The organism is Isoptericola croceus (assembly GCF_029382255.1).
GTDB lineage: Bacteria > Actinomycetota > Actinomycetes > Actinomycetales > Cellulomonadaceae > Isoptericola > Isoptericola croceus.
Window position 1 is genome coordinate 1 of the sequence record NZ_JARLLG010000190.1, and the last position, 276, is coordinate 276.

1 protein-coding gene is annotated in these 276 nt (G+C 47.5%); it reads left to right on the plus strand.

The window, feature by feature from the left end; all coding sequences use genetic code 11:
- Window positions 1-276, plus strand: a 276-nt coding sequence (locus PZC42_RS24555) for an FAM210A/B-like domain-containing protein (RefSeq protein ID WP_277214094.1), incomplete at both ends; no start/stop codon positions are given.

Here is a 276-nt window from a genome sequence, read left to right on the forward strand (position 1 = left end):
GTGAAGCCAAGAGCAGAGTACTTGGAGAAAGGAGAGAGCAGTATAAACAGCAACTGCAGGTCCAGGAAGTTGAAAAGAAGCAGCCTGAAGAGGACGATAACCAGCCTTCGTTGGCATCCGTTTTCATTCTTGCTTACGGCATTCACAAGACATTGTTGTTACCTGTCCGTTTAACAATCACAGCAGCCATTACTCCAGCCGTTGTCCGAAAATTGCATGCATGGGGTATCACCAAGTATGCTCCACGATTGTTCGGTGCCAGTGTACCGAAAGCAT